The 14,160-nt window shown below is 65.8% G+C and carries 13 protein-coding genes; 8 read left to right on the forward strand and 5 right to left on the reverse strand.

Going from position 1 to position 14,160, the window contains the following annotated elements; genetic code table 11:
* Nucleotides 1-4 precede the first annotated feature (4 nt).
* From scpA to BRSPCE3_RS04590, 5 genes are all read left to right on the forward strand, one after another.
* On the forward strand, nt 5-2,161 hold the full coding sequence (scpA, locus tag BRSPCE3_RS04570; RefSeq protein ID WP_244064491.1) for a methylmalonyl-CoA mutase: 2,157 nt from the start codon (nt 5-7) through the stop codon (nt 2,159-2,161).
* 34 nt (nt 2,162-2,195) lie between these two features.
* Complete coding sequence (locus BRSPCE3_RS04575; RefSeq protein WP_375709858.1) at nt 2,196-3,008, forward strand: DUF3298 and DUF4163 domain-containing protein; 813 nt, start codon at nt 2,196-2,198, stop codon at nt 3,006-3,008.
* Nucleotides 3,009-3,275: 267 nt separating this feature from the next.
* Nucleotides 3,276-4,268, forward strand: a complete 993-nt coding sequence (gene meaB / locus BRSPCE3_RS04580) for a methylmalonyl Co-A mutase-associated GTPase MeaB (RefSeq protein WP_244064492.1) — start codon at nt 3,276-3,278, stop codon at nt 4,266-4,268.
* Nucleotides 4,265-4,912, forward strand: a complete 648-nt coding sequence (locus BRSPCE3_RS04585; protein ID WP_244064493.1) for a pyroglutamyl-peptidase I — start codon at nt 4,265-4,267, stop codon at nt 4,910-4,912. The genes meaB and BRSPCE3_RS04585 overlap by 4 nt, the downstream gene beginning before the upstream one ends.
* A 162-nt stretch (nt 4,913-5,074) precedes the next feature.
* Nucleotides 5,075-6,448 carry a TIGR03808 family TAT-translocated repetitive protein gene (locus BRSPCE3_RS04590; RefSeq protein ID WP_244064958.1) on the forward strand — a complete coding sequence of 458 codons (1,374 nt, stop codon included), beginning with the start codon at nt 5,075-5,077 and terminating at the stop codon, nt 6,446-6,448.
* 72 nt (nt 6,449-6,520) lie between these two features.
* Here BRSPCE3_RS04590 and BRSPCE3_RS04595 read toward each other — a convergent pair whose 3' ends face one another.
* The 3 genes from BRSPCE3_RS04595 to BRSPCE3_RS04605 form a co-directional block, all read right to left on the reverse strand.
* Nucleotides 6,521-7,015: a TIGR03809 family protein gene (locus tag BRSPCE3_RS04595; RefSeq protein ID WP_244064494.1), complete on the reverse strand. Its 495-nt coding sequence runs from the start codon at nt 7,013-7,015 to the stop codon at nt 6,521-6,523.
* Nucleotides 7,016-7,781: 766 nt separating this feature from the next.
* Entirely contained in the window at nt 7,782-8,528 is a 747-nt protein-coding gene (locus tag BRSPCE3_RS04600) for a hypothetical protein (RefSeq protein WP_244064959.1), read from the reverse strand.
* Nucleotides 8,528-9,097, reverse strand: coding sequence for a sigma-70 family RNA polymerase sigma factor (locus tag BRSPCE3_RS04605; RefSeq protein ID WP_244064495.1), 570 nt, complete (start codon nt 9,095-9,097; stop codon nt 8,528-8,530). Before BRSPCE3_RS04605 ends, BRSPCE3_RS04600 begins: the two co-directional genes overlap by 1 nt.
* A 419-nt stretch (nt 9,098-9,516) precedes the next feature.
* Here BRSPCE3_RS04605 and BRSPCE3_RS04610 point away from each other — a divergent pair, with 419 nt between their 5' ends.
* Together BRSPCE3_RS04610 and BRSPCE3_RS04615 are read left to right on the forward strand one after the other, a co-directional pair.
* Nucleotides 9,517-10,665: a GGDEF domain-containing protein gene (locus BRSPCE3_RS04610; protein ID WP_244064496.1), complete on the forward strand. Its 1,149-nt coding sequence runs from the start codon at nt 9,517-9,519 to the stop codon at nt 10,663-10,665.
* A gap of 61 nt (nt 10,666-10,726) precedes the next feature.
* On the forward strand, nt 10,727-11,833 hold the full coding sequence (locus BRSPCE3_RS04615; protein ID WP_244064497.1) for a DUF2336 domain-containing protein: 1,107 nt from the start codon (nt 10,727-10,729) through the stop codon (nt 11,831-11,833).
* 102 nt (nt 11,834-11,935) lie between these two features.
* On the opposite strand, the gene BRSPCE3_RS04620 is transcribed toward BRSPCE3_RS04615, so the two are convergent.
* Together BRSPCE3_RS04620 and BRSPCE3_RS04625 are read right to left on the reverse strand one after the other, a co-directional pair.
* On the reverse strand, nt 11,936-12,574 hold the full coding sequence (locus BRSPCE3_RS04620) for an NrsF family protein (protein WP_244064498.1): 639 nt from the start codon (nt 12,572-12,574) through the stop codon (nt 11,936-11,938).
* A gap of 2 nt (nt 12,575-12,576) precedes the next feature.
* Nucleotides 12,577-13,122: a sigma-70 family RNA polymerase sigma factor gene (locus BRSPCE3_RS04625; protein WP_244064499.1), complete on the reverse strand. Its 546-nt coding sequence runs from the start codon at nt 13,120-13,122 to the stop codon at nt 12,577-12,579.
* A gap of 409 nt (nt 13,123-13,531) precedes the next feature.
* Here BRSPCE3_RS04625 and BRSPCE3_RS04630 point away from each other — a divergent pair, with 409 nt between their 5' ends.
* Nucleotides 13,532-14,134, forward strand: coding sequence for a hypothetical protein (locus BRSPCE3_RS04630; protein WP_244064500.1), 603 nt, complete (start codon nt 13,532-13,534; stop codon nt 14,132-14,134).
* Nucleotides 14,135-14,160 lie beyond the last annotated feature (26 nt).

Genomic DNA, 14,160 nt, shown 5'->3' on the forward strand with positions numbered 1-14,160 from the left:
AGGAATGACCCGCATTCCCAATTTCGCCGATGTCGCCTTCCAGCCCGTTGCGACGGCAATGCCGGCGGCGAGCGCCGAACCGTGGTTGACGCCCGAAGGCATCCCGGTGAAGTCCGTCTATGGCGAGGCCGATCTCGAAGGCATCGACTTCCTCGAGACCTGGCCGGGCATCGCGCCCTATCTGCGCGGCCCCTACCCGACCATGTATGTCAACCAGCCCTGGACCATCCGGCAATATGCCGGCTTCTCCACGGCAGAGGATTCCAACGCCTTCTACCGTCGCAACCTTGCCGCCGGACAGAAGGGCCTGTCGGTCGCGTTCGACCTCGCCACCCACCGCGGCTATGACAGTGATCATCCGCGCGTCTCCGGCGACGTCGGCATGGCCGGTGTCGCGATCGATTCCATCTACGACATGCGCACGCTGTTCGCCGGCATCCCGCTCGACCAGATGAGCGTGTCGATGACCATGAACGGCGCGGTGCTGCCGATCCTCGCGCTGTTCGTCGCGGCCGCCGAGGAACAGGGCGTGCCGCCGGAGAAACTGTCGGGCACCATTCAGAACGATATTCTGAAAGAGTTCATGGTGCGCAACACCTACATCTATCCGCCGACGCCCTCGATGCGGATCATCTCCGACATCTTCGCCTACACCTCGCAGCGGATGCCGAAATACAATTCCATTTCTATTTCCGGCTACCACATGCAGGAAGCCGGCGCGACGCAGGACCTCGAGCTCGCCTATACGCTGGCCGACGGCGTTGAATATCTGCGTGCGGGCTTGGCCGCGGGCCTCGACGTCGATCGTTTCGCCCCTCGCCTGTCCTTCTTCTGGGCGATCGGCATGAACTTCTTCATGGAAGTCGCCAAGATGCGCGCGGCGCGGCTGCTGTGGGCCAAGCTGCTCAAGCAGTTCAACCCGAAGGATCCGCGCTCGCTCAGCCTGCGCACGCACTGCCAGACCTCGGGCTGGTCGCTGACCGCGCAGGACGTGTTCAACAACGTGATGCGCACCACGATCGAGGCGATGGCGGCGACGCAAGGCCACACCCAGTCGCTGCACACCAATGCGCTCGACGAGGCCTTGGCGCTGCCGACCGATTTCTCGGCGCGGATCGCCCGCAACACGCAGCTGTTCCTGCAGCAGGAGAGCGGCACCAACCGCATCATCGATCCCTGGGGCGGCTCCTATTATGTCGAGCGGCTGACCCAGGATCTCGCGAAAAAGGCCTGGGGCCACATCCAGGAGGTCGAGGCGCTCGGCGGCATGGCCAAGGCGATCGAGGCCGGCGTGCCGAAGCTCAGGATCGAGGAAGCCTCCGCCAAGACCCAGGCGCGGATCGATGCCGGCCGCCAGGCGGTGATCGGCGTCAACAAGTTCAAGCCGGAGAACGAGCGGCCGATCGACGTGCTAAAGGTGGAGAACTCCACCGTGCGGCGGCTGCAGATCGACAAGCTGGCGCGGCTCAAGACGGAGCGCAACCAGACCGACGTCGATGCGGCGCTGGCCGCGCTGACCCGCTCGGCGGGCGAAGGCAACGGCAATCTGCTGGCGCTCGCCATCGATGCCGCGCGTGCAAAAGCCACCGTCGGCGAGATTTCAGACGCGATGGAAAAGGTGTTCGGCCGCCATCGCGCTGAGATCAAGTCCATCACCGGCGTCTACAAACGAGAGGCAGCGGCCATGTCCAACAAGGTCGAAAAGGTGCAGGCGCTGATCGACGCCTTCGAGGAAGCGGAGGGCCGCCGCCCGCGCATCCTGGTGGCGAAGATCGGCCAGGACGGCCATGACCGCGGCCAGAAGGTGATCGCATCCGCCTTCGCCGACGTCGGCTTCGACGTCGACATCGGGCCGCTGTTCGCAACCGCCGACGAAGCCGCTCGCCAAGCGGTCGAGAACGACGTCCACATCCTCGGCGTCTCCTCGCTCGCGGCGGCCCATCTCACCGCGGTGCCGGAACTGAAGGCCGCACTGAAGAAGCACGGCCGCGAGGACATCATGATCATCATCGGCGGCGTGGTGCCGCCGCAGGATTACGATGCTCTCTATGCTGCCGGCGCCGAGGCGATCTTCCCGCCGGGCACCGTGATCTCGGAGGCCGCCGAGGAGCTGATCCACAAGCTCAACGCCCGGCTCGGCCATAGCGCGGCGGCGGAGTAACGCTGCCGCATCCCCTCTCCCGTCAGGAGCTTCCATGCGCGCCGCTCGCTTGATGACGCCTGTCCGCATCATGGGTCTTGCCGGCCTGCTGGCTTGCCTTTGCCTTCCGGCGCGCGCCACCGATCCCAAAGCCGATCCAAAGCCCGACGCCACGATCAAGAATGCGAGCATCGAGGCCAGCGTCTATCTCGACGACAAGATCAAGGCTGATCCCGCGCTGGCGGCCGATTGCCTTGCCGAAGGCAAGAAATGGATCGACAAGAACGCGGCAGAGGCGGCCTCCGACCGCAAGCAGGAGCCTGAGCTGTTCAAGGATCGCGGCGGCTATTCGTTCGAGCGCAAATATTCGGTACGCTCCGTCGTCGACGACCGCTATGTCAGCGTACTGCGCGACGATTACATGAACACTCTGGGTGCGCATCCGAACTCCGACGTCAACACCATCCTGTGGGACACGGCGGAGAAGAAGCGCATCAGCATCCGTCCTTTTTTCACCGAAACAGCGGACAACGGCCCGACCATGAAGGCCATGCTCAAGGCCGTCATCGCGGCGCTGACGATCGAAAAGAAGAAGCGAGCCGGAGATGAGCCGCTCGCGGCGAACTGGCATGACGACCTGAAGCCGACCTTGCTCAAGATCGGCGCCGTCACGCTGGCGCCGTCGACTGCATCAGGCAGGAGCTCCGGCCTCACCTTCCACTACCCGCCCTACGCCGTCGGCCCCTACGTCGAAGGCCAGTATGTCGCGTTCGTGCCGTGGGAGACGCTGAAGCCGTATCTGACGCCGGAAGGCGCGAAAATCTTCGCCGGCGCACGGCCGAAGGGCGACGTGGACGATCAGCAATAGTTCGTAGCCCGCATGAGCGAAGCGATATGCGGGACCGGTTTTCCCGGGTATCGCGGAGCCTGTCATCGGGCACGCGTTCGCGCGACCCGTCGGCTCACCCGGGCTACGGGTTACTGTGCATGGGGTTGTTTTCGATATTTTGGCAGCGCGCCCTGCGACGGCAGCCATCACATCCGGCTATCGGTCTCCAGACGTCATCAACAGGCCGCGCCGGCGCCGATCCGCGTTCCCCTCGCCTGCAATAGCCAGCCGTTGTAAACCAAGACCATGAACGCCTCGAAGCCCGCCGTTCCCGACATCAGCGCCCTCGCCCGTGACCTCCGCGCCGGCCACCGCGCCGCGCTGGCGCGGGCGATCACGCTGGTCGAGAGCCGCCGCGGCGATCACCAGGCGGCGGCGCGCGAGCTGGTGCAGGCGCTGCTCCCCGACACCGGCAAGGCGGTGCGGGTCGGCATCACCGGCTCGCCCGGCGTCGGCAAGTCGACCACCATCGATGCGCTCGGCATGTTCCTGATCGAACGCGGCCACAAGGTCGCGGTGCTGGCGGTCGATCCGTCCTCAGCGCGCACCGGCGGCTCGATCCTCGGCGACAAGACGCGGATGGCACGGCTCGCCGTTTCCGACCAGGCCTTCATCCGCCCCTCGCCCTCCTCGGGCACGCTCGGCGGCGTCGCGGCGAAGACCCGCGAGGCGATGCTGCTGTGCGAGGCCGCCGGCTTCGACGTGGTGCTGGTCGAGACCGTCGGCATCGGCCAGTCCGAGACCGCGGTCTGCGACATGACCGACTCCTTCCTGGCCTTGATGCTGCCTGGCGCCGGCGACGAGTTGCAGGGCATCAAGAAGGGCCTCGTCGAGCTCGCCGACATGATCGCGATCAACAAGGCCGACGGCGACAATATCAAGCGCGCCAACCTCGCCGCCGCCGACTATCGCAGCGCGCTGCACATCCTGGCGCCGCGCTCCGAGCACTGGCATCCGCCGGTCGAGACCTATTCGGCGCTGACCGGCGCCGGGCTCGACCGGCTCTGGCAGAAGATCCTCGACCATCGCACCGCGATGAACGCCTCGGGCGAGTTCGCGGGCCGCCGCAGGGAGCAGCAGGTGAAGTGGATGTGGTCGATGCTGGAGAGCCGGATGATGGCGCGGCTGCGTTCGGACGCTGCGATCCGCGCCAGGGTCAAGAAGATGGAGGCCGAGGTCGCCGCGGGCCGCATTTCGCCGGCGGTTGCCGCCGAGCAGATCGCGGAGATGCTGCATTGAACGGCGGGCTGCGCATCCTGCTCACCGGCTTCGGTCCGTTCCCGGGTGCGCCGTTCAACCCGACCATGCCGCTGGTGAAGCGGCTGACCGCGCTGCGCCGGCCGGCCTTCGACGACGTCGTGCTGTCGAGCCACATCTTCGACGTCACTTATGCTGCCGTCGACCGCGAATTGCCGGAGCTGATCGCACACCATCGCCCGCAGGCGCTGTTGATGTTCGGCCTCGCCGGCCGCACCGGCTATCTGCGGATCGAAAGCCGCGCCCGCAACGCGGTGACGACGCGCTTCCCCGACGCCGGCCGCCAGCATGCGCGCAAGGGATCGATCGCCGCAGGTGCCGATGCGAAGCTGTTCGGACCGCACAGCGAAAAGCTGCTGCGCGCCGCGCTGGCCACCGGCATCGATGCGCGGGCCTCGCGCGACGCCGGCAGCTATCTCTGCAACTATCTGAGCTGGCGCGCGATCGAGGCCGTCAGCGGCGACAACGCGTTGCGTCTCGCACAATTCGTCCATGTTCCGGCGCTAGCCCATGACGGCACGGCCGCGCCTGGCAAATCGTCGATCACGCTGGACGCGCTGGTCGATGCCGGCGAGGCCATGCTGCTGGAGCTGGTGAAACTCACCCGACAGGCCGCGCGCGCGTAAGTGATGCCGGTTGACCAAATCGTGTGAGAAAGCACCCGGAGTTAACCCTACCGCCAACAATCGCGCGGCTGCGTCGGCGTGTTCACCATGCCGCGCCGCATTTCGCGCTACCACTCGACCCGCGAACGTCACCGCTCGCGAATATGTGCGAGGGCCATGCCCATGGACGTCAACCGCCGCCATCTGATCGGAGCCTCGGTCGCCGGCGCGGCCGGCACGCTTGCGATGTCGCCGGACGCTGCGCGCGCTGCCGCGCAATCGGCCGGCTCGCTCGGCCGCGACGTCACGCAATATGGCGTCCGCCCCGGAAGCCCCGACGATCAAACCCGCAATCTGCAGCGCGCGATCGATGACGCCGCGCGCGCGCAGGTGCCGCTGGCATTCCCGCCCGGCGTCTATCGCACCGGCCTGTTGCGGCTCGCCCCCGGCAGCCAGCTGATCGGCGTGCGCGGCGCGAGCCGGCTCTCGTTCAACGGCGGCGCATCGCTGCTCGAGAGCGAAGGCGCCGGCGGTGTCGTCCTGATGGGCCTGTCCTTCGATGGCGGCAACGTCCCGCTGCCGGCGCGGCGCGGCCTCGTGCATTGCCTGTCCGGCCGCGACATCCGCATCACCGACTGCCAGTTCATCGGCAGCGGCGGCGCCGGCATCTGGTTCGAGCAGATGTCGGGCGACGTCAGCAACAACATCTTCACCGATATCGCGAGCACCGCGCTAGTGTCGTTCGACGCGCTCGGCCTGATGGTCGCGCGCAACACCATCAAGGGCACCAACGACAACGGCATCGAGATCCTGCGCACTGCGATCGGCGACGACGGCTCGATCGTCGCCGACAACCGCATCGAGGACATCAAGGCCGGCCCCGGCGGCTCCGGACAGTACGGCAACGCGATCAACGCGTTCCGCGCCGGCAACGTAATCGTGCGCGGCAACCGCATCAGGAATTGCGACTTCTCGGCGGTGCGCGGCAATTCGGCTTCCAACATCCACATATCAGACAACAGCGTCAGCAATGTCCGCGAGGTCGCGCTGTACTCGGAGTTCTCGTTCGAGGCCGCGGTGATCGCCAACAACACCGTCGACGGCGCCGCGATCGGCGTCTCCGTGTGCAATTTCAACGAGGGCGGCCGCATCGCGGCGGTCCAAGGCAACATCATCCGCAATTTGCTGCCGAAGCGCCCCGCAGGCACCGACCCGAACGACGGCGCCGGGATCGGCATCTATGTCGAGGCCGACAGCGCTGTGACCGGCAACGTGATCGAGAACGCGCCGACCTTCGGCATCGTCGCCGGCTGGGGCAAATATCTGCGCGATGTCGCGATCACGGGCAATGTGGTCCGCCGGGCGTCCGTCGGCATCGGCGTCTCGGTGGTGCCGGGCGCGGGCTCCGCGCTTATCAACAACAACATGATCTCGGAAACCCCGGGCGGCGCGGTGGTCGGGCTCGACCACGCCCGCGCTGTTACGTCAGATCTGTCGGTGGGTGGCACCCAGCAATATGCCCAGCTGATGGTCGGCGCGAACGCGGTGCGGCGCTAGCAAACTGCTGCTCTGACGTTTTCTTTTTCGCGCGAGCCGAGGGCCGCTTCGCGCGAAAGCGCCCTCGTCCGCCTAGAGCGCGTTGCGCAGCAGCGGGTAGCGCCGCTGGATGGTGTCGAGATCGAGCACTGGCGGCCGCACGGCCGGAGGGGGCATCTCCAGCGGCGGCGCGTCGGCCACGGTGAGCGGCTGCTCCAGAACTTCCGTCGCCGTCTCCAGCGCGGCCGCGACCGCGCTCATCGCGGCCTCAGCCAGCGTCGCGGCCTCCGACCGCCGCTCCGGCAACGGCGAGATCTCGCGCGGGGGCAATTTCGAGGTGCCGCGGCCGAGCCAGGACAGGTCGATCGGCGAATTGTCGAGCGCGGCCTCGCGCGTCAGCAATTCGCGCCAGATGTCGACCGCGGCCCGGGCTTCCCTGATGTTCTCGAGAAAGGCCTGCTCGCTGTGATAGCGGCGCCAGCGCCCGGTTTCGAACAGCTCGTTGAGGTGTTCCAGCCTTTGCTCGGCGAGGTTGCACCAGCGCGCAACAATCTCCTGGCCTCTGGCCACGTCGGTCCGATGTGTCATTCAACTTGCCCGCAGGGAAAGAAACGGACGCAGACGCAACCGAACCGAATCAACTGGACGTGACATTGATATTCTGTGGAAAAGGTAAATAAAGTCTAACTAAATTCTTAATCGCGAACGGGCGATGAAAGAAGTCCGCTCGACTACGGAGTTTCCTGCACGAACCATCGCCAAGTCATCGACTTGCATGCTGGCGATACGCTCGCTTCCGCGCAGCACACAGCCGAATGATCCACTGCAAACCGTCGCCGCCGCCCGCGTGCCGCCGTCGCGCGGCGGAGCGTCGGCGCGGTCGGCCCCGATCGATCAGCTGGACATGTGAGGTGATCTGCGAGGTGATCCCCAAAATGAAAGACCCGTCCGGGGGGACAACCGGACGGGTCAAAGCCATATGGGCGCTTGGGGTGGATGGGCGCTCGCGCCTGATATAGCCGGGGAGGGATAAACCGCTCCCACACACATAAGTCGTGACAGGAAGGCGGACGTTCAAATCCCCGGCGATTTTTTTAACCTTCGCGGCGCCCGGTTCCGTCGCATCATTGCAGGCGTTCGGCGCCGAAAATCACCGTGCAGCACGGGGATTTGTGGCGAAATCGTCCGATGCGATCGACGGCGCGGTATCATTCGCCGCGCGGCTCACGGAAGTGTTATTGCGGTCCAGCGGCTGCGAGGGGTGCGGCGGTTTGTCCGCGACCGCGGCGATGAGCACATGGCGCCTTTAGCGGTCATCGTGACCTCGACTCGGCGCAGAACCGTCGGCCGCCGTTTACGGCGTCTCGACCGCGAGGCTGACGATCTTTTCTTTCTGCAAACGGGCAATCAGCGCGGCGACGCCATCCTTGTCCATTGCGCGGAACTGCAGCCGGAACATGCCGCCCTTCCCGTCGATGATCGCGCCCTGGTAATTGTCCAGCAGCGCGGTGATGTCGGATATCCTGGCATCCGGCGTGAAGCGCACCAAGAGCCGCGTCGGGGCGGCCGCCACGCTGGCACCGAGGTCGCGGGTAATCGGCGCGCTGGGCGCAACGGCCGCGCTCGGCGCCGCGGGCGCGCTGCGTTGTTCGGCGGCGTCAAGCGAGGCGGTCTGGAACGAAGCCGTCGGGCTGCGCATCAGCACCGCGCCGATCACGCCGGCCTGCAATAGCACCACGAGCGCACCGAGGCTCGACGACCAGGCCAGCGTCCGCGGCGACAATTTCGAAAAGAACTCCGAGAAGCCGGCCGACATCCGCGCGGCCGCCGACGGCTTGCGCTCGGGCTCGGCATCGATCGCGGCAAACAGCTTCTGCATGGCGCGCGCCGAGGGCGCACCGAGGCTCTCATTGAGGCCGATGGTCTCGGCATATTCCTCGCGGATCACGGAATATTGCCGGGCCAGCTCCGGGTCGCTCGCCAGCGCGTCCTCGACGCGGCGCGCGTCACGCGCGTTCAGCGTGCCGGCCGCATGCCAGGGCAGCAGCATCTCGATATCGTCTGGCTCTTGACCCAGCACTTTCTTGTTGCTCGCAGCCATCATGGCCAACCTCGCTCGACACCGGCTGCCTTCAGCAACTCGGCAAGTTTCTTGCGCGCGTAAAAAAGGCGCGTCTTCACGGTATTCTCCGGAATCCCGACAATCTCTGCGACGTCTTCCACGGATTTCTCGTGATAGTAGACAAGATCGACAATTTCCCGGTGTTCCGCCGATAGTCCCGTCAGGCACCTTCGCAGCGTGTCACCGGTGTCCTTCTTCTGCACCACCGTTTCCGGATCGTCGGACGTGTCCTCGATCGCGTTCGCGGCCTCATCGTCCAGTTCGGCGTCCTTCCTTCGCCGCAGCGAAGACAACGCCTTGAACCGGGTAATCGCCAGAAGCCAGGTTGAAACGGCGGATCGTCCCTCGAATTTGCCCGCCTGACGCCACACGTCCAGGAAGACCTCGCTGATGAGATCCTCCGCCACCTGTTCGTCCCGCACGAGCCGAAGCCCGAAGCGGTACACCCTGACATGATGCCGTCCGTATAGCACCTGCATGGCGAGCCGGTCGCCTTGAGCGATCCGAGCGATCAGAACCTCGTCTGAAGCCGCCTGTGTCGCGCTCAATGGCCGTCTCGCAAGGTTGGTCTGAGGGGGGTGGTGCGTGGTTCGACGCGAGAGGCAAGATTCTTCACATTACGGCAATGTGCGGACCGCATGTGTGATCTATGACACAGTCGACGATCCCAATGAGGAAAAATCGTCGGCGACTCGGTAGACGGTATCATATTACTTCAACACTTTCACGGCCACGCACTATCCGGCGTGACCATATCAAGGCTTCGCCAGCAAGCCAGCGCCGTCGCGAACCGAGCCCCGGCAGAGACCTGCGGCCGGATCGCTCCCGCCCCAGCCAGGCGAACGGATTCCCCTTACGAAACAAGGATGATGACCGGGTTTCACCGGATCAGATTCGGTTCCGAAAGATACCAAACCTAAAGGCTTTCCCACTTAGATTTTCGCCGGATTTCAGCAATGGCGAGACCATGGGCAGCGCTGCGTCGTCACTTCCCAGCCCGATCGCGGGTGCATCGGAAAGCGGCCGTCCCAGGCTGACGCTCGAGCGGCTGGCGCGCCGGGCCAAACAGCGCCGCCAGATTCAATCGATGATCGCCGCCTGCTTCGTGCTCGATGCCGTCGTGCTGCTGATCTACGCACGTGCCGGCACCACGTCGGTTTCGGTGGCGGCGGGTTATGCGCTGACCGGCCTCTCGCTGGTCGCCGTCTATGTGCTGCTCTCGGAGCGCGGCTTTCACGAGCGTTTCCGCGACCACTATCTGGTCGCGCCGCAGTCGGCCATCAACATGGTGAACCTCTTGGTGTTCACCTACATCGCGCCCGAAGTCGGCGTGCTGTTCCTGTGCAACCTGTTCGTGGTGTTCGGCTTCGGCGCGCTGCGTACCTCGGCGCGGCAGACCGCTGTTGTCTGGACCATCATGGTGCTGGGCCTGGCCGCCTTGTTCCTCGGCACCGACAAGGCGATCGGGATGCCGACCGCAACCAGGCTCGACCGGCTCGCCACCATGCTGGTGTTCGCGCTGACGATCGGGCGCTGCATGTGCCTCGGCATCTTCTCGAGCTCGATGCAGCAATCGCTGTATCAGAGCGGACTGAAGCTGAAGGAGGCCTACCGGCGCATCGAGGAGCTCGCCGAGCTCGACGAACTGACCGGCGCCTCCAATCGCCGCAACATCATGCGCGTGCTCGAGGAGGAGATCGCGCGCTGCGCCCGCAACGGCAGCTCCTGCGCGGTCGCGCTGATCGACCTCGACCATTTCAAGCGCATCAACGACGTCTACGGCCATCCGATCGGCGACGAGGCGCTGCGCACCTTCGCGATCGGCATGTTCGCCAATCTGCGCAGCATCGATCGCTTCGGCCGTTACGGCGGAGAGGAATTCCTGCTGGTGCTGCCCGACCTGTCGCAGGATCAGGCGATGCGTGCGCTCGAGCGGCTGCGCGCCATCATCGCCGACCTCGACTGGAGCGCGTTCTCGCCGGGCATGCGGGTGACGATCTCCGCGGGCGTCACGACGCTCAAGCCGCGCGAAAATTCCGACACATTGCTCGCCCGCGCCGATGGCGCGCTTTACGCAGCCAAGGCCAGGGGACGCAACCGCATCGCCAGCGCCTAGCATCATTTCATTTCCCGATTCGGCGCCGGAGAATCCGTCGCCACCGCTCCAGGATAGAGTCATGAGTTCGAAGCCCGCGACCGCCCCCGAAAGTCTGCTCGACGAATTGCAGACAACCCTCGCCCACGGCACCGTCGCACGCCGTGTCGAGACGCTGCGCCGCGTCACCGACCTTTTCATCAATGGTTCGGTGAATTATTCGGACCAGCAGATCGTGCTGTTCGACGACGTATTCCAATGCCTGCTCGAGCACATCGAGACCTCGGCCAAGGCGCTGCTCGCCAACCGCCTCGCCCCGATCGAGACCGCGCCGCCGCAGACCATCCGCACGCTGGCATTCGACGACCTGATCGAGGTCGCAGGCCCCGTGCTGACGCTGTCGCCGCGGCTCGACGACGACACCCTGATCGAGACGGCCCGCAGCAAGAGCCAGGCGCATCTGCTCGCGATCTCCAACCGCAAGACGCTGAGCGGCGCCGTCACCGACGTGCTGGTGCTGCGCGGCAATGACGAGGTGATCCAGAGCGCGGTCAACAATCCCGGCGCGGAATTCACCGAGCGCGGCTTCACCCGCCTGGTCAGCCGCGCCGAAGGCGACGAGAACCTGTCGACCTGCGTCGGCCTGCGCCCGAACATTCCGCGGCATCTCTATCTCAAGCTGGTGGCGAAAGCCTCCGACACCGTCAGGCAGCGGCTCGAGGCGGCCAATCCGCAACAGGCCAAGGAGATTCCGATCGCGGTGAAGGAAGCGACCCGGCGCGCGCGCTCGGCGCCTGCGGCCGTGACGCCGGACACCGCGATTGCGCATGCGCTGGTCAAATCGCTCTACCAGGACGGCCGGCTCGACGAATTCCAGCTCGCGGCCTTCGCCGAGGCCGGCAAGTTCGACGAGACCAACGCCTCGCTTGCGGCGCTCGCCAACGTCTCGGTCAGCGTCGCCGAGAACATGATGATCGAAACCCGCGCCGAGGGCGTGATGATCCTGGCCAAGGTCTCGGGCCTGTCATGGTCGACGGTGCGAGCCATCATCAATCTGCGCGACGACATTTCGGGCGGCGAGCCGACCGATCTGCAGGCCTGCAAGGACACCTATGAGCGGCTGCGGCCCTCGACCGCGCAGCAGGTGCTGCGCTTCCATCGCATGCAGCAGTCCGCGCCCGCGGCTTGATCTGCGTAGCCCGGATGAAGCGCAGCGTAATCCGGGGACCTGTATCCGCGGTTGGAACTGCCCCGGATTTCGCTTCGCTGCATCCGGGCTACAAGCAAGCAGTCAGTACCGTAGCGCGCGCGCTCCCATCATGGCGCCGACGCTCGCGACGATCGCGGTCGCCAGCGTGTACCAGGTGGCGACGAACAGCGGCGAGTCATCGGTGCAGTGCGACGCATAGACGGTCGCCGCCAACCCCGCCGAGAGCAGGCCTGCAATCGCGCCGGCAACCGCCGGCCGCGCCGGGGCGCCCTGCCGCAGGCCGTACAGCGCGCCGACCAAGAGCGGCAGCGACATCGCGGGGATCGCGGTCATGCACGCCATCGAATTCTTGCCGATCAGGCGCGTCATCATCGGCGTCCGCTGCGGCATCATCATCTCGCCGCTGATGGCGGCGACCAGGATGCCGGCGGGAATCAGCAGCCACCAGCCGAAGCCGCGCAGCGAGGCCTCCGGCCGCGACAGATGCAGGCTGACCGCGATCGCCGAGGCGGCGAGCGCCAGCGTCACCGCGAACTTCAGGTCGAAGAACGGATTATGCATCGCCGTCATCACGTCGGGCCGCACGCCGAGCTCGGCGAAGAAGATCAAGAGCGAGATCGGTGCCGCGGCCAGCAGTGCCAGCATCAGCGCGAGTCCGATCGGACGCGCACGATAGGCATTGTCGGCGGCCAGGGTTCGAATGAGTTGATCGGTGTCCATGCTCATCGGTCCCGTAATTTCGCGGTGAGACTCGCAAGCCCGCGATGCAGCGCGACCCGCACCGCACCCTCGGTCATCGAGAATTTCGCCGCGGTATCCTTGATCGAGGCGCTGTCGACCGCGATCGACTGCAGCACGTCGCGCTGCCGCGCCGGCAACGTCTGCAACTGAGCGGTCACCTCGCCGGGCGATGCCGTCTGCTCCGGTGTTTCGCCCGGCAGCGTCTCGGCGAAATCGTCGATGTTGACGAAGATGCGCCGGCCGCGACGGCGCAGCGCGTCGATCAGCTTGTTGCGCGCGATCGCAAACAGCCACGGCGCGAACGGCGCGTTCGCGTCCCAGGTCTGTCGCTTCAAATGCACCGCCAACAAGATGTCCTGCACGATGTCCTCGGACTGATCGACCGGTTGTCCCGCGCGCGCCAAGCCACGCCGCGCCGCGGCACGGAGTACCGGCGTGATGGCCCTGAGCAGGCGATGATATGCCGCGTCATCGCCTGAAATGGCCGACCGCATCAGGTCGGTCCATTCATCCTCACGTTCGCGCACGCAGGCTCCTGAATTGCAATTCGGCCGATCTTTCAGTTCGTTACGCGGCAAGCCAAGAGATCACGAATTCGTGATCGGCCTCCTCCGGCAAGACCGCGCCCAAGGACGTCCAAGGATCAGGCTCAAAGAATCGCTCCGGCGGGTTTCCAGACGTCACGGCTCATAACACCGATCGGTCCGACAAGCATCGGGGCTGCTGCCGCCGCTCGCCCACTCGGACGAAATTGCCCAGCTTTCGCCCCTTCAAGCCCGAAGATTCCCTTTTTTTGCCCCGTTGTGGACACGCAGCCGGGTCTCTTTTCGCGGTTGGGCGGGCAATAATGGGGAGATCATCAGAATGAGGATCAAAGCCAGCGGGCGCTTGGCCTTGATGGTTGCGACAGGGCTTGCCGTGTGTCTCGCAGCTCCGTTGCCGGCGCGTGCGGCCGGTTCGGACGCGACAGCGACAAAATCCGACACTGCGGCGACCGACACGTCGTCCGCACAACAGAGCTCGCGGCATGGCCGGCGCCATGCGCGTCACCGCTCTTCCAGAACGGCCGACAAGACAGCGGACACATCCGAGGCCAAGAAGGCCACCGGCAATGCGGGCAGCGTGACGTCGGCCGGCATGCCCGCCACGGTCGCCAACGCCAATGCCGAACTGACCTCCGGCGACGACAATGCGGCAGCGACGCCAATCAAAGCCAATGCCTTGATTGCAGCGGCCGACAAGCCTGCCGACCAGTCGGATACCAACGTGGTCGCGTCCGACCAACTCAACGACGTCGACCGGGCCTTGCAGCAGGAGCCGCCGGCGGAACAGCCGCAACCGGTTCAACCGCAAACCGCCCAGCAGGAGACGCCCCCGCCGCCGCCGCCGGCCGCCGCGGTGGCTGCCCCCAAGCCGGCGCAGGTGCTGGCGAGCAGCGACAGCGCGAGCCTGGACCAGACCTCGCTGATCGGGAAGATCTTCATCGGCTTCGGCGCCCTGCTCACGGTGGCCTCCGCGGCACGCATGTTCATGGCCTAGCCGAGGCACTCGCGGCACGGGATGCG

The organism is Bradyrhizobium sp. Ce-3 (assembly GCF_022835695.1).
Lineage (GTDB): Bacteria > Pseudomonadota > Alphaproteobacteria > Rhizobiales > Xanthobacteraceae > Bradyrhizobium.